This window comes from Pseudoalteromonas aliena SW19 (assembly GCF_014905615.1).
Lineage (GTDB): Bacteria > Pseudomonadota > Gammaproteobacteria > Enterobacterales > Alteromonadaceae > Pseudoalteromonas > Pseudoalteromonas aliena.
Window position 1 is genome coordinate 296,269 of record NZ_AQGU01000022.1, and the last position, 22,889, is coordinate 319,157.

At 38.4% G+C, this 22,889-nt stretch carries 19 protein-coding genes; 10 read left to right on the plus strand and 9 right to left on the minus strand.

Annotated elements, in window-relative coordinates; translation table 11 throughout:
• The first annotated feature begins 296 nt into the window (after positions 1-296).
• The 3 genes from PALI_RS03555 to PALI_RS03565 all read left to right on the plus strand — a co-directional run bounded on the left by PALI_RS03555 (position 297) and on the right by PALI_RS03565 (position 4,467).
• On the plus strand, positions 297-803 hold the full coding sequence (locus PALI_RS03555; RefSeq protein WP_077536839.1) for a glycine cleavage system protein R: 507 nt from the start codon (positions 297-299) through the stop codon (positions 801-803).
• A 96-nt stretch (positions 804-899) separates the two neighbouring features.
• The gene (ppk1, locus tag PALI_RS03560) at positions 900-2,987 is read left to right on the plus strand and encodes a polyphosphate kinase 1 (protein ID WP_193154930.1); all 2,088 of its coding nucleotides are present in this window, start codon (positions 900-902) and stop codon (positions 2,985-2,987) included.
• Positions 2,980-4,467 carry a Ppx/GppA phosphatase family protein gene (locus PALI_RS03565; RefSeq protein ID WP_193154931.1) on the plus strand — a complete coding sequence of 496 codons (1,488 nt, stop codon included), beginning with the start codon at positions 2,980-2,982 and terminating at the stop codon, positions 4,465-4,467. The genes ppk1 and PALI_RS03565 overlap by 8 nt, the downstream gene beginning before the upstream one ends.
• Before the next feature lie 113 nt (positions 4,468-4,580).
• Here the strand turns inward: PALI_RS03565 and PALI_RS03570 are convergent, their stop codons facing one another.
• The 3 genes from PALI_RS03570 to pmbA form a co-directional block, all read right to left on the minus strand.
• Positions 4,581-6,656 carry a M13 family metallopeptidase gene (locus PALI_RS03570; RefSeq protein WP_193154932.1) on the minus strand — a complete coding sequence of 692 codons (2,076 nt, stop codon included), beginning with the start codon at positions 6,654-6,656 and terminating at the stop codon, positions 4,581-4,583.
• A gap of 417 nt (positions 6,657-7,073) precedes the next feature.
• Positions 7,074-7,553: a DUF721 domain-containing protein gene (locus tag PALI_RS03575; protein WP_182702368.1), complete on the minus strand. Its 480-nt coding sequence runs from the start codon at positions 7,551-7,553 to the stop codon at positions 7,074-7,076.
• Positions 7,554-7,625: 72 nt separating this feature from the next.
• Complete coding sequence (gene pmbA / locus PALI_RS03580) at positions 7,626-8,975, minus strand: metalloprotease PmbA (RefSeq protein WP_193154933.1); 1,350 nt, start codon at positions 8,973-8,975, stop codon at positions 7,626-7,628.
• 144 nt (positions 8,976-9,119) lie between these two features.
• On the opposite strand from pmbA, the gene yjgA reads away from it, so the two are divergent.
• Positions 9,120-9,653 (plus strand): ribosome biogenesis factor YjgA, encoded by a 534-nt coding sequence (gene yjgA / locus PALI_RS03585; RefSeq protein WP_007582068.1) that lies wholly within the window; start codon positions 9,120-9,122, stop codon positions 9,651-9,653.
• Positions 9,654-9,777: 124 nt separating this feature from the next.
• Positions 9,778-11,151: an oxygen-independent coproporphyrinogen III oxidase gene (hemN, locus tag PALI_RS03590; RefSeq protein ID WP_193154934.1), complete on the plus strand. Its 1,374-nt coding sequence runs from the start codon at positions 9,778-9,780 to the stop codon at positions 11,149-11,151.
• 76 nt (positions 11,152-11,227) lie between these two features.
• Here hemN and PALI_RS03595 read toward each other — a convergent pair whose 3' ends face one another.
• The 3 genes from PALI_RS03595 to PALI_RS03605 all read right to left on the minus strand — a co-directional run bounded on the left by PALI_RS03595 (position 11,228) and on the right by PALI_RS03605 (position 13,732).
• A complete protein-coding gene (locus PALI_RS03595) occupies positions 11,228-11,743 on the minus strand; it encodes a DUF2489 domain-containing protein (protein ID WP_193154935.1) in 516 nt (171 codons plus the stop codon).
• Positions 11,744-11,756: 13 nt separating this feature from the next.
• A complete protein-coding gene (gene yihI / locus PALI_RS03600; protein WP_193154936.1) occupies positions 11,757-12,350 on the minus strand; it encodes a Der GTPase-activating protein YihI in 594 nt (197 codons plus the stop codon).
• Between the two features lie 749 nt (positions 12,351-13,099).
• Positions 13,100-13,732 carry a c-type cytochrome gene (locus tag PALI_RS03605; protein ID WP_077536830.1) on the minus strand — a complete coding sequence of 211 codons (633 nt, stop codon included), beginning with the start codon at positions 13,730-13,732 and terminating at the stop codon, positions 13,100-13,102.
• A gap of 281 nt (positions 13,733-14,013) precedes the next feature.
• Between PALI_RS03605 and yihA the strand changes: the two genes are divergently transcribed.
• The gene (gene yihA / locus PALI_RS03610; protein ID WP_193154937.1) at positions 14,014-14,679 is read left to right on the plus strand and encodes a ribosome biogenesis GTP-binding protein YihA/YsxC; all 666 of its coding nucleotides are present in this window, start codon (positions 14,014-14,016) and stop codon (positions 14,677-14,679) included.
• A gap of 10 nt (positions 14,680-14,689) precedes the next feature.
• Here the strand turns inward: yihA and PALI_RS03615 are convergent, their stop codons facing one another.
• Both PALI_RS03615 and PALI_RS03620 read right to left on the minus strand, forming a co-directional pair.
• Positions 14,690-15,208 (minus strand): DUF1285 domain-containing protein, encoded by a 519-nt coding sequence (locus PALI_RS03615; RefSeq protein WP_193154938.1) that lies wholly within the window; start codon positions 15,206-15,208, stop codon positions 14,690-14,692.
• Positions 15,205-15,792, minus strand: a complete 588-nt coding sequence (locus tag PALI_RS03620) for a YceI family protein (RefSeq protein ID WP_193154939.1) — start codon at positions 15,790-15,792, stop codon at positions 15,205-15,207. Before PALI_RS03620 ends, PALI_RS03615 begins: the two co-directional genes overlap by 4 nt.
• 708 nt (positions 15,793-16,500) lie before the next feature.
• On the opposite strand from PALI_RS03620, the gene PALI_RS03625 reads away from it, so the two are divergent.
• Together PALI_RS03625 and PALI_RS03630 are read left to right on the plus strand one after the other, a co-directional pair.
• Complete coding sequence (locus tag PALI_RS03625) at positions 16,501-17,421, plus strand: lipase family alpha/beta hydrolase (protein WP_193154940.1); 921 nt, start codon at positions 16,501-16,503, stop codon at positions 17,419-17,421.
• Between the two features lie 3 nt (positions 17,422-17,424).
• Positions 17,425-18,225, plus strand: a complete 801-nt coding sequence (locus PALI_RS03630; protein ID WP_193154941.1) for a lipase secretion chaperone — start codon at positions 17,425-17,427, stop codon at positions 18,223-18,225.
• A 46-nt stretch (positions 18,226-18,271) separates the two neighbouring features.
• Here PALI_RS03630 and polA read toward each other — a convergent pair whose 3' ends face one another.
• Positions 18,272-21,007 (minus strand): DNA polymerase I, encoded by a 2,736-nt coding sequence (gene polA / locus PALI_RS03635; RefSeq protein ID WP_193154942.1) that lies wholly within the window; start codon positions 21,005-21,007, stop codon positions 18,272-18,274.
• A 523-nt stretch (positions 21,008-21,530) separates the two neighbouring features.
• On the opposite strand from polA, the gene elbB reads away from it, so the two are divergent.
• Positions 21,531-22,178 carry an isoprenoid biosynthesis glyoxalase ElbB gene (elbB, locus tag PALI_RS03640; RefSeq protein WP_193154943.1) on the plus strand — a complete coding sequence of 216 codons (648 nt, stop codon included), beginning with the start codon at positions 21,531-21,533 and terminating at the stop codon, positions 22,176-22,178.
• Positions 22,179-22,405: 227 nt separating this feature from the next.
• Positions 22,406-22,801 carry a c-type cytochrome gene (locus tag PALI_RS03645; RefSeq protein ID WP_077536822.1) on the plus strand — a complete coding sequence of 132 codons (396 nt, stop codon included), beginning with the start codon at positions 22,406-22,408 and terminating at the stop codon, positions 22,799-22,801.
• The last annotated feature ends 88 nt before the right edge of the window (positions 22,802-22,889 follow it).

Sequence of the window (22,889 nt, forward strand, 5' to 3'; positions counted from 1 at the left end):
AAGCTCTTAATAGCAAATATAAATAAAGCAGTTAGACAACTAGCTTAATAAAACTTCAAATGAGTGACTTATAAGTGAACTAAATTGTAAAATAATTGGACAAAGTATTTATCGAGGTCAATACTCACAAAGTATCAAATAGGCAATCGTAGCTTTAAAAAATGCATAGCATGTATATTAAATCCCGTTTTTATCAATTTAAAATTAGGACTTTATAGCTACACTTTAACAACCGATAAATTAAACACTTAGTGCCTACGCATTTACTTTCTTTGGCCTTAAAAAGAGAATTATTTATGAAGCAACTGGTTATTACTATTTTAGGGAAAGACCGCCCTGGATTAGTCGAAAATATTTCCTCGGTCGTATTGGAGAATCACGGAAACTGGCTTAGTAGTAACTTGAGCCATCTACTAGGTCACTTTGCAGGTATTATTCAACTTGAAGTAGCAGAGGAGCATTTTCAATCCTTACAAAGCGCACTCAATGCACTTCCCAAGCTCGATGTACGTATTGAAGCGGGTAACACTGAAATTGAACAATCATCGCTTGAGCAAATTAATCTAGTTATTACAGGTAACGATCGCCCTGGTATTGTTCAAGAACTAGCAAGTGTGATACGCCATAAAGGGGCTAATATTACTCACTTAAATTCAAGACAACAAAGCGCACCTAATTGGGGAGTACCTATTTTTAGCGCTGTGGCGACAGTCACTTTGCCAAATGGAATGAATAAAGAAGAAGTTATTGATGCGCTCGAGTCAATAACAAGTGATCTAATCGTAGACACCGAAGAAGTATAATACCCCCTTATGCGTGTCACATCGCTGGCACGCATGTCACTTTAATGTCATTAAGTTACATTATATTTTATTCAGCATTAAATAGCGGAATGAAGTATGAATGCCCACATAGAACACACCCACGTTATTGAGTATTTTTCAAAGGAGTTAAGCTGGCTGTCGTTCAACGAACGTGTGCTGCAAGAAGCTAAAGACAAAAGTAACCCAATTATTGAGCGCATACGTTTTTTAGGTATTTTTTCTAATAACCTTGATGAGTTTTTCAGAGTCCGTGTAGCCGACGTTAAGCGCCGTATTTTATTAAGCAAACTTCCTAATGCTAATTTTGAAGAAGATGAAGTACTACTAAGTCAGATACAAAAGAAAGTATTACTGCTTGGTAAGAAATTTAATCAAATTCACCAACAAATCTTAAATGATTTAACCACACATAATATTCACGTAAATAGGCCAGAGAAGCTCAGTGAATTTCATTTAAATTGGTTAAAAAATTACTTTACTGACAATGTCCTACAACATATATCCCCAATCTTACTTGATGAGAATAGAGATTACTCAGATTACGTAAATGACACCATGACTTACTTATTTGTAGAAATGAGTGACGAGAAAAATCATTACGCAATGCTCGAAGTGCCAACCGATCGTGTACCAAGATTTATAAATTTACCAAGCGAGAAAACCCGCCGCCATAAAACCATTGTGATGCTTGATGATGTTATTTTATATTTTTTAAATGACGTATTCAGCAGCTTTTTTAGCTTTCAAACTATCCAAGGTCACTCAATTAAGCTTACCCGTGATGCCGAATATAATCTTGATGATGAATTAGAAGAGGGTCTGCTGGATAAGATGTCCAAAGGATTAAAACAACGTATTTATGCTGAACCTGTACGCTTAGTCTATGACGAAACGATGCCCGAAAGCATGCTTAAAGTAATGAAAAAACGGCTAAATGTAACTCATCATGATGCGCTGATCCCAGCTGGACGCTACCGTAATTTTAGAGATTTTATTGCCTTCCCTAATGTAGGCCGGCAGTATCTTGAAAATAAACCATTACCTGCATTACAAAGCACCGCGTTTAACAAACACACCAGCGTATTTGACGCTATTACCGAGCGAGATATTTTACTTTACTACCCATACCACACATTTAATCATTTACTGGAATATGTGCGCCAAGCAGCCTTTGATCCTAAAGTGACACAAATTAAAGTTAATATTTATCGTGTTGCAAGTAAATCGCGGCTTATTTCATCATTGATTAATGCCGCTAAAAATGGCAAACAAGTTACCGTAATGGTTGAGCTAAAGGCCCGTTTTGATGAACAAAATAATATTGAATGGGCAAAAATATTAAGCAGCGCAGGCATTAAAGTAATTTTTGGTATACCCGCGTTAAAAGTGCACAGCAAGTTGTGTATTATTCAACGTAAAGAAAAAGGCCAAATAGTAAAGTATGCGCATATTGGAACCGGTAATTTTCATGAAAAAACCGCCAAAATATATACCGACTTTAGTTTATTCACGAAACATGTCGGGATCTGTGAAGAATGCGACAGCGTATTTAGATTTATAGAAAGCAGCTATAAGCCTTTTAGTTTTGAATACTTAATGCTATCACCTATCAATGCTCGTGACACTTTACTCGATTTAATCGATAAAGAAATTCAACACGTCGAAAATGGTTTTGCCGGTAAAATTACCGTTAAAGTAAATAATTTGGTCGACAAGCAGCTTGTTGATAAGCTTTATCATGCTGGTCGTTGTGGCGTTAAAATTCGCATTATTGTGCGCGGTATGTGCTCATTAATACCTGGGGTAGCCAAGTTTAGCGATAACATAAGAGTGATTAGTATTGTTGATCGTTTTTTAGAGCATCCTCGCGTAATGGTGTTTGGTAATAACGGCGAGGACAAAGTGTATATTTCGTCTGCTGATTGGATGACCCGTAACCTTGATCATCGTGTTGAAGTGGGCGTGCCAATTTTAGACGCTAAATTAAAGCTGCTCATTATTGATATTTTAGAGCTACAATTTAAAGACCGCACAAAAGCACGCTTAATCGACAAAGAACAAAAAAACACTTATGTGCGACGTGGGAATCGTAAAAAAATTCGTTCACAAATAGCGACTTATGATCATCTAAAAAAATGGGAAAGTAATTATAACAATGAGTAATCGCCCATCTATAGCCGCTGTCGATTTAGGCTCGAATAGCTTTCATTTAGTCGTTGCTCGTGAAGTTGATGGCACACTGCAAATTTTACATAAAGAAAAGCAGCGTGTGTATTTAGCTGATAGTTTCGATGATAAGTCAAAACTAAGCCAGTATGCTATTGATCGCGCTTTAGTCGTGCTAAAACAGTTTGCTAAAACTCTGCAAGATTTCCCTGCCTGTAATGTAAAAGTAGCGGCAACCCATACCTTTAGACGCGCTAAAAATATCCATGCCTTTTTAACACAAGCAAATGAGGTATTTCCATTTCATATTAACGTTGTTGCAGGACAAGAAGAAGCTCGCCTGATTTATCAAGGTGTTGCCCACTACCTACATAATGAAGATAACCGTCTTGTTATTGATATTGGCGGTGGAAGTACTGAATTAATAATCGGCCAGCACTTTCAACACAAACTACTTACTAGTCGTAATATGGGTTGTGTTAGTTACACAAATCAATTTTTTATTGATGGTATAATTAGTCCTAAGCACTTCAATAAAGCTGAAATAAAAGCAGAACAAGAAATAGAAGTTATTTTTGCTAGTTACATAAACGAAGGCTGGAAAAATGTCATTGGTACATCAGGTACAATTAAGGCAATACTCGCAATGATAAGTGCGAAAAAGCCACATCAATCTTGTATAACTTACGACGATTTAATTAACCTTAAACAACAATTTATCAGCGCTCAACGAATAGATAACCTGCTAATTGAAGGTTTAACGCCAGAGCGTCAGCTTAGTATTTGTGGTGGCCTTGCCATCCTAATCGCTATTTTTAGAGAGTTTGCAATAACCCAGCTTACCTACAGCGACTTTTCGCTGCGTGAAGGGTTACTCCATGAAATGCAGCAAAAACTGGTTGATAACGACATTCGCAGTAATACCATTAATAATATAAGCGACAGATACACCGTAGATAAGACCCATGCAATCCGTGTTTCTGACACGGTTAGTTGGCTCTACGAACGCTTAAAAGGCCCATGGCAACTTAATAATCAAGACGATATTGCACTACTGATGTGGGCAGCAAAACTGCATGAAATTGGTTTATCTATAAACTCATCAGGCATAAATAAACACAGTGCCTATATTGTTGCTAATAGCCAATTACCTGGTTTTACGCAACAGGAGCAATTAATACTAAGTTCGCTTATTCGCTTTTATCGTAAGAAAATCAAGCTTAATGAACTCTCCGACTTTATAACCATCTCGCAGCAGCGAGTGCTTAAGCTTATTACTATTTTGCGTTTAGCTATTTTATTTAATCAAAAACGGCAAGCGAATCAAAAGCCAAACATGGAAATTAGCGCAAGCAGCACAGGGTTATTTATAAAATTTTGCGATGGCTACTTGCAAGAATATACTCTGCTACAAGCAGATTTAGAGCAAGAACAGCACTATCTCAAAAAAGTCGGTATCGCATTAAATTGCAGTTAATTGCCGCGTTTATAATAAGGCTGAAAAAATAAAATAATTATGGCGTATAAAAAAGCCAGTAAGCTAAATACTTACTGGCTTTTGATTAACCTTAAATCGGGGTAATTAGTCAATTACCAAATTTTTACACGGTCTTCTGGTTTGATATACATTTTGTCGCCTTCTTTTACGTCAAACGCTTCGTAAAATTCAGGCATGTTCGACAAGATACCGATTACACGGTAGTGGCTTGGTGAATGAGGGTCTGTTAATAAACGATTACGTAGCTCTTCATCGCGGTAGTTACGACGCCAAATTTGTGACCAACCCATGAAGAAACGTTGATCGCCTGTGTAACCATCAATCACTGGGGCTTTTTTCTCACCTAAAGATAGCATATACGCTTTATGCGCAACGGTTAAGCCACCTAAATCGCCAATGTTTTCGCCAAGCGTTAGCTCGCCATTAACACTCGCATCTTCAAAAGGTGTGTACTCATTGTATTGTGCAACTAAAGCCGCTGTACGCTCTTCAAATTGCTTAAGATCAGTCTCGCTCCACCAGTTACGTAAGTTGCCATCACCGTCGTATTTAGCACCTTGGTCGTCAAAACCATGACCAAGCTCATGCCCAATTACTGCGCCAATTGCACCGTAGTTTACTGCATCATCCGCTTCTAAATTAAAGAATGGCGGTTGTAAAATCGCGGCTGGAAATACAATTTCGTTGTTTACTGGATTGTAATACGCATTTACCGTTTGCGGAGTCATGTGCCACTCAGAACGATCAACTGGTTTGCCCAATTTTGCGATCATGTCTGCGTAAGCCCATTCGCTATAACGAATGTAGTTACCTACTAGCTCATCTGAGTTGATTTTTAGCTCAGAGTAGTCTTTCCAAGTATCTGGATAACCAATTTTAGGTGTGAATTTGTCTAGCTTTTCTTTCGCTGCAAGCTTTGTTTCAGGGCTCATCCACTCAAGGTTTTCAATAGCAACACCGTAACCTTTAATTACGTTATCAACTAATTCTTCCATACGTGCTTTAGCTTCTGGCGGGAAGTTATCTTTAACGTATACCTTACCTAAAATTTCACCAAGTACACTATTAGATGCATCAACCGCTTGCTTCCAAAGAGGTGCTTGCTCTTCTACACCACGCAATGTTGTGCTGTAAAAGTCAAAGTTAAGGTTAACTAAGTCTTCACTAAGTAGCTCTGCATAACCACTTACAAAATGAAATTTTAAGTAGTTTTTCCACGTTGCTAAATCAGTGTCTTTATAAATAGTAGCAAGTGCTTCTAAGTAGCTTGGTTGACGTACAATAATGTCATTTGCACTCACGCCTGCATCTTTAAAAAATTCGGCTAAATCAAGGTCGCCCATCAGTTTACTAGCATCTGCTACTGTCATCTTGTTATAAGATTTAGTTGCATCACGACTTTGCACACGGCTCCACTGAGCATCAGCTAATGTTTTTTCAAATGCAAGCACGCTCTCAGCTGCTTCTGCTGCATTCTTAACGCCTGACTTAGCTAAAATATCGGTGATGTATTGCTCATAAGATGCACGAATTTTAGTGAATTTTTCGTCATCTTTTAAGTAATAGTCACGATCTGGTAAACCAAGACCCGACTGAGATAAGTACAATGCATACTCGCTTGAGTTTTTAGCATCGTTATTTACAAACCAACCAAACGGTAAACTACCACCTTGTTTTTGAACTTTAGCCATTAAGCCCGTTAAATCTGCTTTAGATTTAACGCTATCAATCGTGTCTATTGATGGTTGTAATGGCGTAATACCTAGCTCATTACGAGCAGCTTGATTCATGTAACTTTTGTAAAATGCACCAATTTTATATTCATCGCTGCCTTTTTCAGCGGCTTTGTTAGCGGCTGCACTTTCAAGGGCTATTTTCATCGCTTTTTGCGACTCATCATATAACTGCGAAAAAGAACCGTAGTTAGATTTATCACCTGGTATTTCAGTTTTAGCTAACCACTGGCCATTTACATGGTAGTAAAAATCGTCTTGTGCACGAACTGAACTATCCATATTAGCGAGTTCAATACCAAGCTCTAGTGGTTTTTCAGCAGGCGCTGTTACTACTGGAGTGTCGGTTACTTTAGCTTCTTGTTGTTTTTCACCACAACCTACTAAACCAAGTGCAAGCGCGATGCTCGCAGCGGCCATTGTTACTTTATTCATAATGATTCCGTTTGTTAGTTAGAATTTAATATCAACCTGCTTATATATGGGGTCTATTTAACGTTAAGAAAATTACGCTAGAACTAGGCAAAATTTTTTGTATCTAGTTGTTCTAAATAAAAAATTTTAACGACGTTATAGTGCAATTTAATTCGTTAAGTTGATCAAAGATTTATGCGGGTTGGTATCACATACCAACTCCATTAAATTCTTGAATATAGCAGGAGTAAAAATAGCACTGCCTATACGCTTTTACTTAATGGAATGGGTATCAAGGGGCTTTAAATAATAAAAAGCACCATGAAGTATCATAAACCTCATTAAGCCAACAATAAAATAGAATATGTAACAAAGTATTTTGAATACGGTGAGCTGCCAAATTAGCCCCACCAATAACAAGATGGTGGGTAGTTAAGGCTAACTTTTATTTTTTCCATGAAGCGCTAAACGTTCTAGCTTTTCTTTTAAAGAAGGAGGTGCAGAAGCTGCTATCGCATTTAAGTAATCCGCTGTTTGCTCACTCATTTTTCGTGAATTGGTAACTGTAGGACTACCCGACTTGTTCGCGGTACTTAATCGCTGAGTCGCTTGAGGATTTGCAGTGATTTTTATTTGTCCGAGCTCTGCCATTCCAGCGGCTCTAAAATGCGAAAGCATATCCATTTTTAAGTAATTAAGTCTAAGCGCAATAGGTGCCGACACCGCCTCTATCATTAGCGTGCCGTCTCGGTAATTACTAACTCGGCATTTATCACCCAATTTAGGGCCTAAAAAATCTTTTAATAAGGTTTGCTGTGTATCAAGTGCTTGGCTTTTGCCCGCATAAGCCGATAAACGATTATTTAACCCCGCCATAATATCGGTTAGCGGTTTTGGTGCATATCTATCTTTAGCCATTTTACACCTCGTAAAAACTCACTTAGACCCAGAGATAATACTCTCGGTCTAAGTATACACCGCGTATTAATACTACGCGCCGGCTATTTGCATTTGCTCTATTAATACTGAACCAGTTTGAATACCACCACGACGTTCTATATCACCACCAATAGCAGAAATACCTTTAAACATGTCTTTTAAATTACCGGCAATGGTAATTTCGCTTACCGGATATTGAATTTCACCATTTTCAATCCAAAAGCCAGCAGCACCACGTGAGTAATCACCCGTTACTGTATTTACACCCTGCCCCATTAGCTCGGTTACTAATAAGCCTGTGCCCATGGTTTTTAATAGTGCAGTTAAATCGTTATGAGTTTGCTCAACAAGCCAGTTATGTATACCGCCAGCATGGCCTGTTGGCTTCATATTCATTTTACGCGCGGCATAGCTTGCTAATAAATAAGTTTGTAACTCGCCGCCTTGAATAATTTCTCTGTCGAATGTTTTAACGCCTTCGCTATCAAACGGTGACGATGCCAAGCCTTTCAAAATATGCGGACGCTCTGCAATGTTTACGCAATTACTAAATACTTGTGTGCCCAAACTATCAAGTAAAAAACTTGATTTACGATAAAGCGCGCCACCACCAATGGCCGACACTAAGTGACCAAACAATGAGTTTGCAATGTCTGCTCTAAAAACAACCGGCACTTTCATTGTGCCTAACTTTTGGCTGTTTAATTTGGCTAATGTTTCAGCAGCGGCTTCAAGACCCACTGCTGCTGCATCATTTAAACCCGCTTGATCGCGCGCCACTGTGTAAGCAGAGTCCCGTTGCATGTGTTCGCCATCTTGACCTATTACCATAGTGCTAATGCTATGACGAGTACGTGGAAAACCCGTTATCAAACCATGGCTATTACCGTACACACGTAACCCTTGGTGCGATGAAAAACTCGCGCCATCTGAATTAACAATACGCTCATCTGCATTTAATGCAGCCTGCTCAGCTGCATGACAAAGCTCAATACCTTCCTCTGGGCTTACATCCCAAGGATGGTATAAATCTAAATCTTTAGGATTAAATTCAAGTAACTCTTTATCAGCAACGCCATTGAATGGGTCATCCGATGTAAATTTGGCTATATCAATCGCTTTTTCGACTACCGTGCGTAATGTTTTTGGATTTAAATCAGCCGTCGACGCCGAGCCTTTATTATTACCAACATATACGCTAATGCCTAAGCCGCCATCTTGGTTAAACTCAATGGTTTCTACTTCACCCATTCGTGTACTAACCGATAAACCAGACGTACTAGACATGGCCGCTTCTGCAGCTGTCGCGCCTAATTTTTTAGCATGTTCGAGTACTTCTGCTACCGCATCTTTAACTTGCGATATTTGCGAATAAATTGGATCGTTTTGTTGGCTTTTCATAAATTAAGTCCTGAGCCTTAGGGGCATAATGCACGCATTTCTTATATTTAAATGCTAACACACTCAATGCATCACATCAGCTAATATTCCTAAGTATCATATTCATGTATAATGGCAAAAGTTATTTTTATTTAAGAGCACCCCATGGCAAAGAAAAAAGGCAAGCCTGCTGAAATTGAAGAAGAAATTGAATATGTATCAAGAACGGAGCTTAAGCGTGAAGCGCAAGAGTTTCATCAGTTAGGTACTGAAATTGCCAAAATGGGTAAAAAACAGCGCGAACGCCTACCATTAAATGATGATTTAAAAGCGGCCATGGTAGTCGCTGATAAAATTAGCAATAAAAGCGACGCGTACCGCCGTCACTTAAATTACATTGCTAAAACGTTGCGTACTGTAGAAAACATTGACGCTATTAGAGCGATTATCGATGTAATGCTTAATAAAAATAACCAAGCTGAAGTATTGGTCAAAAAAATTGAGCAACTACGTTCAGATTTAATTGAACAAGGCGATGACCTTATTAATGAGACGATTGAGCAGTTTCCGTCTCTTGATCGTCAACAAATGCGCCAATTAGTTCGTAATGCGGCAAAAGAAGCGAAAGCTGAAAAGCCAGGTAAAGGTTATAAAGAGTTATTCCAATATCTCAAAGATGCACATACCGTTACGTATTAGTTTATGTCGTACTAACTTATATTTTATTAAAAAGGTGCTTTGGCACCTTTTTTGTTATAGATCAAACTGCCTCCCTGTGTACTTTTTTATAATCTCCCCCTAAATAAATACTTAGGTGCGCGTGATGATTAAACTTCCACAGTGGGATCAAACCCTAATAAACAAATATAATGTGTCTGGCCCCCGTTATACCTCGTATCCCACCGCTTTATCGCTGAGTGATGGGTATCAGCAGCAGGACTTACTAAGCGCGATAGAATCATCAAATAGTCGCTCACTCTCTTTGTATATTCATATTCCGTTTTGTAGCCAGCTTTGCTACTACTGTGGCTGCAATAAAATAATCACACGCCACCAATCTAAAGCAGATATTTATCTCGATTTTTTAGCAAAAGAAATTATTGCTCAGGCTCATTTATTTAAAAACTACACGGTTGAGCAATTACATTTAGGTGGCGGTACACCCACTTTTTTAACCGCAAAACAAATGACCCGTTTAATAAAGCTTTTAGAGCAGCACTTTAATTTTACGCGAACTACTGAACGCGGCATTGAAATAGACCCACGCTCACTTGCCGATAATATGCTTGTTGATTTAAGAATGCTTGGCTTTAATCGTGTCTCGTTTGGGATTCAAGACTTTAACGATGACGTACAGCTTGCTGTTAATCGCCCGCAAAATGCAGATACCGTTAAGCAATTAATTACACAAGCTCGCGAACTGGGGTTTCAATCTATTAATGCAGATATGATTTATGGGCTACCACTACAAACACCACAGAGCTTTAAACAAACTATAAAGCAACTTATTGAGTTAAGCCCTGACCGAGTATCGGTGTTTAACTATGCGCACTTACCAGAGCGCTTTGCCGCACAGCGAAAAATTAAAGATGTAGATTTACCCAGTGCACATAATAAACTCACCATGTTTAAAAATACGCTAGAACAAATGACGCAAGCAGGGTATCAGTTTATTGGTATGGACCACTTTGCAAAAATTGATAACGAACTAGCTGTTGCACAAAATAAAGGTAAGTTACACCGTAATTTTCAAGGTTACACAACCCATGGAAATTGTGATTTATTAGGCTTAGGTGTGTCATCAATTTCACAAATTGGCACTGCCGTCTTACAAAATCAAAAAGAATTAAAGCATTATTACCACAGCGTAGAAATACAAAACGGCTGTGCTCTTAATAAAGGTATGCACTTAACACATGACGATGTCATTCGTGCTGATGCAATTAAGCAGCTAATTTGCCAGTTTGAATTAGATATACAAGCGTTTAGCGAAAAACATACGCTTGTATTTAATGACTACTTTAAAGATGCGTTAATTGCGCTTGCACCGCTCATTAAAGATGAGTTGCTAACGATAACTGAGCATAAAATTAGCGTGACACCACGCGGTAACTTATTTATTCGTATTATTTGCATGTGCTTTGACGCTCATTTACAAAAACAAATTAACACAACGCGCTTTTCAAGAGTGATTTAGCCTTAACTCTGGGTAACAAATACATCGGCACAAAAAAAGCAGACCTAGGTCTGCTTTTTGTATTTGAGTTGTAGCTTTAATTAAAAACCACTTTATCGCTGCCTGGAGCGGCTTTAAACTCGATGATAATTTTGGCGCAATCGGCCTTAACCTCATCTTTAAGTGTTTCTTCAGCTTGCCAGCGAGCTTTATCTAGCTTAAAAATCTCTTTTTTAGAGTATTTTTTACGTGCATCGTGCGTCGGCATTTCTTTAACTACCTGATACATTTTATAAATACCAGGATATTTAACAGTCAAATCTTGCTCGTTCTCAAAGCTATATTGAGACATAAGTACCCAAATGCGTAAACAGCCTTCAGAAAACTCACACTGCTCTTCATTCATTGCACGTGCGATTAAATGAATACTATCGGCTAGTTTTGCGTTTCGTTTTAAACGCGACTTTTCAAGCTTTTGCTTTTGTTCAGCCTGCGTTTTGGCAATTAACTTTTTTTGCGCATTTAACTTATACAGCAACTGACCCGCATAAAATGCCAAGCCAGCTATGATAGCAGCGCCTAAAAACAAGGCCAAAATTATCGCAGTACTCATTAATTACCCTTAATTACTTGTCTTCTTCATCATCTAGCCATTCATTTGCTAGATCATTTGATAGATACTGATCAAAGTCTGAGTTTGAATTACCTTCGCCAATAAAGTCATCTTCAAGCTCTGGCTCATCTTCGTCTTCAAGCCCTAACAATTCGCATAAAACCTGGTGACGAGCAATACTGCTATTAAAGTACTTGGCATCTTTACCCGTTAATAGCTCACCGCCTTCGTGACGCTCTACTAATTTAAGTAAACGCACATCGTTTTCAAGCGCTTCAAGCTCTTGCTCTGGTGTAAACTCAGGTTGCACAACTTTTTTAAGCTCAATTGTTGGCTTTAAGTTACGTTTCATTTCTACTTTTGGTTCAACAGCCGTTGCAACTAGTGGCACTGGTTTTTTACTACCAATGCGCTTATCTCTAGAACCTGACTGTGAATTTTGGCTATCGTCATTTAATGCATCAGGTGCATTACGCGAACCAGGCTTAGCACCTTTGGTTTTTTTAACTCGCTGCTCTTTTAATGCACGCATTTCTTTAAGCTTATCTTGGCTTAAACGTACTGGTCCATTTGAAGGGCTTTTGCGTGACTTTTTCGTTCTACTCATATCTTGATCGTCTCACTTAAGAGGTTTTGAGCGAGGTGCAAATTAATGGACATCGCAGTGCTGGCATAGCCAGAAGAATTCAGTTTGCGCTTCAGAGGTTGGGCTTCTCGTGTCATAGCGCCTAAACTAGCTTATCGCCAGTTATTAAACGGTGGGTATTGTAACAGGACAAATAAAAAGGCGGTAGAGAAAACATCTCTACCGCCTGCTAATCTGAGCGCCATTATCTGGACACTTCTCCCTTCGACTTTTTTTAGTCATTATTATTTTTATTATTATCAGTCCGTATTGTTATTATTTTTTCGTTCCTTGTGACATTCCATTTTGTTTTTATTATTAAACTTCCATGAGTTTTTATTTTTATCGGTCTTCCTGACTCTTTTTTGTTATTTCCTTTTGTAGCAACAATCTAGTGCTACGTAGTCGTGCCGCGCTACTGTCCTTATAGCTATTTCCATTTTATTATTATTTTGCGACAGGGGTTAATCTACTCGTTAATAACTTTGTTACAACTAATTTATATGTTTTTTCTTGCAGCATCTACGTTAACAAATTCAACTTCATTTAAATTACAATAACTTAATAAAAATAAAACTTTTAAAATAAGACTTTTCTTACACTACCGTATGGCCAATGTCTTACAAATAACAACGGCAATATCGCTAGTTTCAGGCACAAAAAAAGCAGCTTGAGCTGCTTTTTGTAAACATTGTAGTGTATTTATTAATTAAAATTAAATAAATACGACTTTAGTGTAAACCGCCTAAGTACTGAGAAAGCACTTCAATGTCTTTATCTGTTAATTTCTTCGCTATATCGCCCATCATACCATTTAGGTCATTATGACGTGTACCATCACGGAATTTTTCAAGCTGAGCTTTGATGTATCCTGGATGCTGAAAAGAAATTTTTGGAAATTTAGCCAGTGATGAGCCATTACCACGTGGACCATGACATGCAGCACACGACGGAATTCCTCGTTCGGCATCGCCTGCTTTAAATAACATTTCGCCAACTTCAACAACATCTTTAGGTGTAACACCTTCAGACATGTTCATTGAAGAAAAATAAGCAGATAGATCTTTCATGTCTTGCTCGCTAAGTGGCATAGCCATTGCGCTCATTACTGGATCCATACGCCCTTCTTTGCCGCCTGACGTCATACCTAATTTTAAATCCTTAAGTTGTTTAAGGATGTAATCTGGGTGTTGACCTGCAATTTTAGGGTAAATGTTAATCGGTGCATTACCGTCTGGGCCGTGACAAGCCGCACACGTTACTGATTTTTCTTTACCTGCGTTTACATCGCCATCAAATGCTGTTGCGTTGCTTGCTGACAACGCACCAAGCAATATTGTTAAAGATAGTGCTATTTTTTTCATGGTGAATTCTCTGTTTCCGACCCTGTATCATCTACAATCGTGATGCTGTAATAAACATATTCTACACGATAATAAATTCTCTGGCACGTTTTCTACACATATTAAGCTTATAATTTACAGGGTTTTGACTTAGATTAAGCTTTAACATGTTTTAAATGTACCACAGGCGTTGCTTTTAGGTGGTTAAATACGCTTTTTAATACATCCTTTATAGTATAAAATACGCGCCCTGAGTAAATTTGGTTTACTCAATGTTATTTTTTTAAGTTTTAGGAGAGCCTGTGCTCAAATCTCGTATCAAATATAATACTGCGTCTTTCGTAACAAGCGCTCCAGACATTACTAAATTACCTGCTGATACGGGAATTGAAGTTGCGTTTGCCGGTCGCTCCAATGCAGGTAAGTCAAGTGCATTAAATGCATTAACAGATCAAAAACTAGCACGTACCAGTAAAACGCCTGGCCGTACTCAACTGATCAACACATTCGATTTAGCTGATGTTGACGATATGCGCCTTATCGATTTGCCAGGTTATGGTTTTGCTAAAGTGCCAATCGAAATGAAAAAGAAATGGCAAAAGTCGTTAGGTGAATATCTGCAAAAGCGCCAAAGCTTAAAAGGTATCGTTATTTTAATGGATATTCGTCATCCTTTAAAAGATCTAGACCGCGATTTAATTAACTGGGCAATTGGTAGTGAAATTCCAGTATTGGCGCTATTGACTAAAGCTGACAAACTTAAGCAAGGCGCACGTAAAGCGCAAGTACTGCAAGTTCGCCGTGAATTAAGTACGCTTGATGGGGATATAACAGTCCATGCATTTTCATCACTAAAAGGCACGGGCTTACCAGAAGTTGCTAAAAAGCTAGATGAATGGTTTTTGGGCCCTATCATAGCAGTGCCACCTGCAGATAAAGCGACTGAGGAAACTAATCCAGACGCTTAATACGTCTGAATTACGATAAATAAAACTGTTTACCAGCAGATTTAATAAAGTAGCCGAGCTTATCAGTCTCGGCTTTTTCAGCCCACTGATAAAATACGCTTCGCGCAACACGCGCACTACACCCATTAGGTAGCTTTAAATAAGGCACTTTTGAGCCTTTATAATCTTTCACATACAAAGGCTGCTGAGCGCTCACCAACCACAGCCTAGCCACATTATCGATGCAACACAAAACCTGCCCTTGTGCTGTATTTTCAAAACGCCAATCAACAATAATAAACGGTGCATCATCAACCGTTATTGTTATTTTTTCGACGGGTGTTTTTAAATAAAACAGCTCTTCTTCTTTACATAATACAGAAGCAAATAGCTTTACCATGGCGAGGCGTGTTATTTCGCTGCCTTCGTAAAACCATTTACCTTCATGATTAATCACAATTGGCAACTCACCACAATAAGTAGGCTGCCAACTATCAAAAGGTTTACTTGGCTCGCTTAATTGCTTGCTAAGCTCACTTAAAGAAATCACTGCTTTTTAAGTGTAATTGCAAACGTAACAGGCACAGCTGTTGCTATTGAAGGTAAGCCCGCTAATTTCTGCAGCTGTTTAACACCTTCCGTTATACCAAAATCATCGCTATTAATAATAATAGGTGTAAATGATGACACCGTTAAATCTCCATTTTGCGTACTATTAACCAGTACATCAATTACTAATGGCTTTTTATTACCATGAAAATCAAGCTCAGCTTTAATACCCTTCAATACATATTGACCGGGCTTTTTAATATTACTCAGCTCTTTAGTTAAATTTGCCGTTAAAACGGCATTTGGAAATTTAGCCGCTTCAAATAATAACGTTGTTAAACGTTCATTACGAATGGGGATTAAGGTTTCAGCTGATGTTAAATCAATACTAACGCTAAACTCACCTTTATCTGAAAGCATACCTTCGAGGTTAGTAAAATGGTGTGATTCAGCCACGGTATCTTTTTTAATCGAAACAAAACTCAACTGACTTTTATCATTTACTAATTGCCAGTTAGCTTGAGCGGCATTAGAAATAACCAAACTTGATAACGATAAACCTGCAATAGCTAACGCTTTAAACATAATGCACTCCTTAAATAAATATGAATAACCTGAACTCTGGATAATAAATTAATCTCAAACCGCTATTTTCAGCGCTAACTGCGTTGAATTTACTGAACACCTCTGGCTAGAGAAAAATAAATTTAAATATCATTATGGTCCAATGTGTTACCTCTTAACTAGAGTTTAGGTTAAATAGACCCTTGTTTGATGGTATCACCCGATGTTCCCCCAAACCATACTAAAATATCGGATTCGATATTTCATTACGACTTTATTTAAAAAGACGGCTTTAAGGTGCAGCTATGATCGATTTAAATTGGTATACAAGCTGAGTTTTGGATGAGTAATAAGTAGATTAATGTAAGGGGGAATAAAACAAAAAACGGCCCAACAAACACGTTGGTAGGCCGATATAGCAAACTGGGGAGAAGCTATCAATTTGTTGCACCTTTTCAGATGCATCATCAACAGGATGTCCTACAGGATAGGACGGGCGGCACTTTAACAAACTAGGCTTGAGAAATAAACTAAATAAAGGGATGAATTGAAAGAATTGATAAACATATAACTAATCCTACAAATTTCATTTTAATTTAACTTAAAATTAACATTGCTAAAATGTTAATTATTTGTTCTATTAGTAACGCGCTGAATAAAAAACACACAAATGAAATTGCTAATAGCAGTTTAATGACGTTATAAAACATACACAAAAGAGTACCATTTATGAAAAAAATATTTGTTCTATCTATTTGTAGCTTACTGTTTATTTTAAGCTTTGCAGCAAATGCAGGCTATACGCAAACTAAATATCCAATCGTTTTGACTCACGGAATAATGGGGTTTGACGACATCTTAGGTATTGATTACTTCTATCGTATTCCAACAAATCTAAGTAAAGATGGCGCTCGCGTTTATGTCACTTCAGTTTCTTCTGTAAATAGCTCAGAGCAGCGAGGTGAGCAATTACTGCAACAAGTCGAACAAATAATGGCATTAACGGGCGCGTCTAAAGTTAATCTAATTGGTCATAGCCAAGGCGCGCAAAGTATTCGTTATGTCGCTTCTGTTCGTCCTGATATTATTGCTTCGGCAACCAGTGTCGGTGGCGTAAATTTTGGAAGCCCTGTTGCTGATGTTGTTCGTCAAGGCCTAATTCCTGGTTCAAAACTTGAAGGCGTTGCAAAAGCTGCATTTAATGCCTTTGGTGGATTAATCGGACTACTATCAGGTAATAATGGATTACCACAAAATGCTGTTGGAGCACTTGAGAGCTTAACCACGAAAGGTGCACTTGCGTTTAATCAGAAATATCCTGAAGGTTTACCCGCATCTCAGTGCGACCAAGGCACAATGCAAGCAAGTAATGGCGTTTATTACTTTTCATGGAGCGGCACTCGCACACTCACTAATGTTTTTGATCCCTCAGATGCTCCATTAGCGATTACGTCATTACTCATTCCTGGGGATGATGATGGATTAGTCTCACGTTGTAGTAGCCACCTTGGCTATGTTTTAAAAGACAACTACAAAATGAATCACCTTGATGAAGTAAATCAGATGATTGGCTTTCATCATATTTTTGAAACCGATCCACTTAGCGTTTATCGCCAGCACGCAAACCGTCTAAAAAACATGGGTTTGTAAATAATGTTTCGTTCATACTTTGTAGGGCTTGTGTTTATTATCACGGCCCTTGTTATTAGTTATTTTATCTTTCAGCCTAACAAGCAGACTCTTCCGCCAGATGTGAACATTCCAACGGCTGTTGATGATATGTTTGACCACATTATTCTAGCTGAGCAAGAACACGATAATTTTAGCATTACGCAAACACAGCAAGCCTGCACGCAAATACAACAATGTAAAAAACACGCGGCTTTATTTGCCCGTTATTTAAGCTTTAAAGAAGCCATTGCTGAACTACAAAATTCGCTAAACGGTTTATCGCTATCGGAACAATTAAAAGAGATGCTTGCGGTTCAAAGCCAATACTTTAACGACGATGAGATTGCGCTACTATTTGATGATGATAATCAGTGGCAACGCTATACCATTGCTAAACTCGAGATCAATCAAGATCGCCATATTAATGATGAGTTAAAGCAACAATTATTAGCAAACCTTGAGGGAGCATTACCTGAACACCTTACTCAAGCGCTAAAACCAAGCAAGCAGTTAAACGCATTAAATAATGAACTTGAACAAGCACTTATTAGTCAGGATTATAACCAGCTCGCTGGAGAGTTTGGTGATGCTGCCGCAACACGCTTAATTAACTTGCAACAACAACGCCTGCAATGGCAGAGCCTAAACTTACAATTAGTAACTCAAATTGATCAATTAAATAAGCAATACACTGGGCAACAAGCTCAACACATGATCACAGCTTTACTTGATGAGCATTTGACAACAAACCAAAAACGACGATTTTTGGCAATTAACCCATAAAAAAATAACGCGGCAATTAGCCGCGTTATTTATAGCTTAAAATCAATTAATGAGCCTGCTCCCAGTTATCACCTTCATCAGCTTCAACTATGAGCGGCACATCAAGTGCAGCTGCTTGTGACATAAGTTCACAAATATGTTTTGTGTATTGTGCCGCGCACTCTGTTTTGATTTCAAATACCAATTCATCGTGTACCTGCATTAGTAGCTTAATCGTATTTGGCGCTTGTTCATGTACCCAGCGGTTAACACTCAGCATTGCCTTTTTAATAATATCAGCGGCAGTGCCTTGCATTGGTGCGTTTATAGCAGCACGTTCGGCTCCTTTTCTGCGCGCGCCATTACGTGCGTTTATTTCTGGTAAATGTAAGCGACGACCAAATATAGTTTCAACGTAGCCATTTTCAGCCGCTTTCTCGCGTGTTGTTTCCATATAATCAAGCACACCAGGAAAGCGCTCAAAATATTTATCTATATAATGCTGTGCTTCGTGGCGTGGCACATCTAATTGACGCGCTAAACCAAATGCAGACATACCATAAATTAAGCCAAAGTTTACTGCTTTAGCCTTACGGCGCATATCGGTAGTTACATCATCAAGCTCAACACCAAATACTTCAGCGGCAGTTGCACTATGTACATCTAAGCCGTTAGCAAATGCACTTAATAGACCTTTGTCTTGTGAAAGATGCGCCATAATACGCAGCTCAATTTGACTGTAATCCGCAGCGACAATTTTGTAACCATCTGCGGCTATAAACGCTTCACGAATACGGCGTCCTTCTTCTGAGCGAATTGGAATATTTTGTAAATTAGGATCCGTTGAGCTTAAACGCCCCGTGGCTGTTACGGCCTGATGATAAGAGGTATGCACACGCTGGGTTTTCTCATTCACCATTAATGGTAATTTATCGGTGTACGTTGATTTAAGCTTTGATAAACCACGGTGCTCTATAATTACTTTAGGTAACGGATAATCATGAGCAAGCTCTTGCAATACTTCTTCTGCGGTAGAAGGTGCACCTTTAGGCGTTTTTTTGATAATCGGCAGCTCAAGTTTTTCAAACAACAATACTTGTAGTTGCTTTGGAGAACTTAAGTTAAATGGTTCGCCTGCTATTTCAAACGCTTCTTTTTCAAGCTCAATTAAACGCTCACCTAAGCGCTGGCTATGCGCTGCAAGCATGTTGCTATCGATTGCAACACCGGTGCGTTCAATATCAGAAATCACGCTAACAAGTGGCATTTCTATATCTTCGAATACAGATTTTAGCTTTTCATCTGCCGCTATTTTTGGCCAAAGCACCTCATGTAGGCGCAAAGTAATATCGGCATCTTCTGCAGCATATGGCGCTGCTTTTTCAAGTTCAATTTGATTAAAGGTAAGCTGCTTTTTACCTTTACCAGCAATATCTTCAAAGCTAATATTTTTATGGCCGAGGTATTTAAGAGCTAGCGAGTCCATGTCGTGGCGCGTGCCCACACTATTGAATACGTACGACTCAAGCATAGTGTCAAACTTAATGCCATTTAGCGCAAAACCTGCATTAGCTAATACGCTTTTATCGTATTTAAGGTTTTGCCCTACTTTAGCTTTGTTTGCATCTGCCAAAATTGGACCCAATTTTTGCATTACAAATTCAAGGCTTAATTGTTCTGGTGCACCCGGGTAGTCATGCGCTACCGGCAAATAAGCAGCTTCACCCGCTTTTACGGCAAAGCTCATGCCCACCAATTGCGCTTTCATGTAATCGAGGCTTGTTGTTTCAGTATCAAACGCAAATAACTCAGCACTATTTAATTGATCTATTAATGTATCAAACTGCGCTTGCGTCAAAATCGTTTCGTAATGAGCATCTTCTACTTTTGGTAATTCAGTAGCTTCGGTAGGTACTGCTAAGTGACCTTCAGCATCTTTAGGGTTATCAAGTAACTCAGCTAACCAACGACGGAATTCGCACTCACCATATAATGCAATTAATTCGTCTTTGTTAGGCTCTTGAAGTTTGAATGTATCAAGATCAGATTCCACTTCAACATCGCACTTAATAGTTGCAAGTTCGTAGCTTAAAGGCAGATGATCAAGCGCAATTGCTAACTTTTCACCTATTTTACCTTTAATCTCACTGGCGTTATCCATTACACCTTGAAGAGAGCCATACTTTTCTAACCATTTAACCGCAGTTTTAGGGCCACAACCTTCAACGCCCGGAATGTTATCAACCTTGTCGCCCATTAATGCTAAGTAATCAATAATAAGTTCGGGGCCTACACCAAACTTTTCAACCACGGTGACGGGATCTGAAATACTGTCGGTCATCGTGTTTATTAGCGTAACGTGTTCATTAACAAGCTGCGCCATATCTTTATCGCCAGTAGAGACGAGTACATGGCGCTTTTGCTCTGATGCTATACGTGCAAATGTACCAATAACATCATCAGCTTCAACGCCTTCAATACTAATTAGCGGAAAGCCCATCGCTTTAATAATACTGTGTATCGGTGCTATTTGAGTGCGTAAGTCATCCGGCATTGGCGGACGATTTGCTTTATATTCGCTGTACATATCATTACGAAACGTTTTGCCTTTAGCGTCAAATATAACCACCATATGTGAGGGATCATATTGCCTGATCAAGCTTTTAAGCATATTGATCACGCCATAAATAGCGCCCGTAGCCTCACCTTTAGAATTAGTTAAATGCGGCGGAGAATGATAAGCACGAAATAAATATGACGAGCCATCAACTAAAATAAGTGGGTTTTCGGGGATCTGAGCCATGGTGAATTTGGATCCTAAATGCAAAAAATTAAGGTAATTATAAGCATGCCATAAGGTAGTAAATAAAACGACAGAGAATTACTGCTTATCGTGTTATTAAAACTAGAGCAAGCTGTGGATAAGTGTGTAGATAACAGCCACAAGCTATCCTCCCAAAGCATTTTAAAATGCTTAGAAAATACTTTAACTACTTGTTTTTGTTTAAAAAAGATAATACGAGGTTCTTTTTTTATTATTTTAAACCAATGTGGAAAAAGGTTTTTTAATAACCGTTTATATTGTTACTCACTTTGATTATTCCTATCCATTTGAATAACCGGAGGAGTATTCTAGCATAATGGATCAAAGATCATAGCGATCCTTTATACTTTTTTTCATAGAGTATAACTAGCGAATGGCATATACCGCGCAACAACTTACTTAGCGAACGTTTTTTATACTAAATTTTATTTAAACGAAAAATTTCGTCCATGTTAAACTTCAAACTATACACCTAGAAAATTCAATTAAGGAGCACAGAAGCATGAAAAACGTAGCTGTAATATTAGCAGGGTGTGGCGTATACGATGGTAGTGAAATTAATGAAGCAATTTTAACTTTGTTACACATAGCTAAAAATGGTGCCACTTATCAATGTTTTGCACCGGATATCGAACAACTTCACACAGTTAATCATTTAACCGGCGAAGTAATGACTGATAAACGAAATGTATTAACTGAAGCCGCTCGCATTGCGCGAGGTGAAGTCAAATCACTGATTGAGCTCGATATTACTCAGTTTGATGCGCTAATTGTTCCTGGTGGTTTTGGCGCTGCGAAAAACTTATGCAACTTTGCCGTTAAAGGCATTCAAGCCTCTATTAATAATGACGTACTTAATGCTTGTAAAGCATTTGCTCAAGCAAAAAAACCTGCTGGTTATATGTGTATTGCACCGGCTTTAATCCCTTTTATTTACAACAATGCTCAACTTACTATTGGCAACGATCCTGATACTGCACAAGCACTTAGCTTATTGGGCGCAACACATATTAACTGCGAGGTTAATAATGTCGTTATTGATCAATCGAACAAACTAGTGACTACACCTGCTTATATGTTGGCTCAAACTATTCTTGACGCAGATGCTGGGATCGAAAAGCTTGTTAGTAGCGTATTGGCTATAAACTAACTTTGATCTTAAGATCGTTTACTTGTTTATAATTAACTACGTTTATTTTATTGCTAAACAAAAAGAAAAAATTATTAAATTTATTGCGTTAACGCAAAAAGTATTCAGTTTTATTAATAAAAACGTCTCTTAGCATTTTATAAATTGCGCCAGAGAGTTATAATCGGTTCAATTTCCGTCATCTATATCGTGATTGATCACGTTCAAATCGAAGTGGGCAAAGCAAAATGAAAAAATTAACAGCTGCAGCATTATTATTGCTAGCAACCACCGCATACGCACAGCCATATGATAACTCTATGACTGAAGATGCAATTAAAAAACGTCTCGCGCCAATTGGTGCAGTATATCTTGAAGGTGATAAAGCCGCTGCAGCTGCCGTACCTACTGGCCCCCGTTCTGGCGAACAAGTATATCAAAGCTCTTGCTTTGCATGTCATGGCACAGGCGCATTAGGTGCACCAAAATCAGCTGACGATTGGGCTCCACGTATAGCCAAAGGTAAAGATATTTTACTCGATCATGCACTTAACGGATTCAACGCAATGCCTCCTAAAGGTACATGTATGGATTGTTCTGATGATGAAATTAGCGCAGCTATCGATTTTATGTCATCTAAATAAACAAAATGTTTTTAAAATAAAAAGGTTTACCGACAGGTAAGCCTTTTTTAATGCCTAATTTAGCACTTTTAGCGACTACTTTACGATA

Excerpts from the sequence above, each read along its gene's own strand:
- PALI_RS03555 (WP_077536839.1), top strand. The coding sequence starts at position 297 with ATGAAGCAACTGGTTATTACTATTTTAGGGAAAGACCGCCCTGGATTA.
- ppk1 (WP_193154930.1), top strand. The coding sequence starts at position 900 with ATGAATGCCCACATAGAACACACCCACGTTATTGAGTATTTTTCAAAG.
- PALI_RS03565 (WP_193154931.1), top strand. The coding sequence starts at position 2,980 with ATGAGTAATCGCCCATCTATAGCCGCTGTCGATTTAGGCTCGAATAGC.
- PALI_RS03570 (WP_193154932.1), bottom strand. The coding sequence starts at position 6,656 with ATGAATAAAGTAACAATGGCCGCTGCGAGCATCGCGCTTGCACTTGGT.
- PALI_RS03575 (WP_182702368.1), bottom strand. The coding sequence starts at position 7,553 with ATGGCTAAAGATAGATATGCACCAAAACCGCTAACCGATATTATGGCG.
- pmbA (WP_193154933.1), bottom strand. The coding sequence starts at position 8,975 with ATGAAAAGCCAACAAAACGATCCAATTTATTCGCAAATATCGCAAGTT.
- yjgA (WP_007582068.1), top strand. The coding sequence starts at position 9,120 with ATGGCAAAGAAAAAAGGCAAGCCTGCTGAAATTGAAGAAGAAATTGAA.
- hemN (WP_193154934.1), top strand. The coding sequence starts at position 9,778 with ATGATTAAACTTCCACAGTGGGATCAAACCCTAATAAACAAATATAAT.
- PALI_RS03595 (WP_193154935.1), bottom strand. The coding sequence starts at position 11,743 with ATGAGTACTGCGATAATTTTGGCCTTGTTTTTAGGCGCTGCTATCATA.
- yihI (WP_193154936.1), bottom strand. The coding sequence starts at position 12,350 with ATGAGTAGAACGAAAAAGTCACGCAAAAGCCCTTCAAATGGACCAGTA.
- PALI_RS03605 (WP_077536830.1), bottom strand. The coding sequence starts at position 13,732 with ATGAAAAAAATAGCACTATCTTTAACAATATTGCTTGGTGCGTTGTCA.
- PALI_RS03620 (WP_193154939.1), bottom strand. The coding sequence starts at position 15,792 with ATGTTTAAAGCGTTAGCTATTGCAGGTTTATCGTTATCAAGTTTGGTT.
- PALI_RS03625 (WP_193154940.1), top strand. The coding sequence starts at position 16,501 with ATGAAAAAAATATTTGTTCTATCTATTTGTAGCTTACTGTTTATTTTA.
- PALI_RS03630 (WP_193154941.1), top strand. The coding sequence starts at position 17,425 with ATGTTTCGTTCATACTTTGTAGGGCTTGTGTTTATTATCACGGCCCTT.
- polA (WP_193154942.1), bottom strand. The coding sequence starts at position 21,007 with ATGGCTCAGATCCCCGAAAACCCACTTATTTTAGTTGATGGCTCGTCA.
- elbB (WP_193154943.1), top strand. The coding sequence starts at position 21,531 with ATGAAAAACGTAGCTGTAATATTAGCAGGGTGTGGCGTATACGATGGT.
- PALI_RS03645 (WP_077536822.1), top strand. The coding sequence starts at position 22,406 with ATGAAAAAATTAACAGCTGCAGCATTATTATTGCTAGCAACCACCGCA.